The following is a 316-nucleotide window of genomic DNA, read 5'->3' on the forward strand; positions in this document are numbered from 1 at the left end:
ATCACTTTTTAGAAAAATATGATTCAGCCAAATCACTATTCAGCCTAGCCAAGAAACGCTACGATTCAAATTTAAAACTGTTCAATGAAAAAAGTATCAGCAATGATAAATGGGCAGTCATATCAGAGAATTATTTCAGAAGCAGAGATGAATTTGGCCATTATCAGCATTTCAGTGAGCTTATCCATTCATCACCTGACGTTGACGTCATTCTTATTAAGGCCCCAATTGATGGTTACTATCTCAATTCTGAACCAGTCAATAAACTTGCTGATGAATCAGACTTGGGGCAAATTCTGCCCAAAGCATCTGTTCG

The 316-nt window shown here is 37.0% G+C and carries 1 protein-coding gene; it reads left to right on the forward strand.

What is annotated here, in order from left to right; translation table 11 throughout:
- A partial coding sequence (locus tag ACEWQ0_RS08060; protein ID WP_476485032.1) for a hypothetical protein occupies window positions 1-316 on the forward strand: 316 nt, incomplete at both ends.

This window comes from Wenzhouxiangella sp. YN9 (assembly GCF_056324165.1).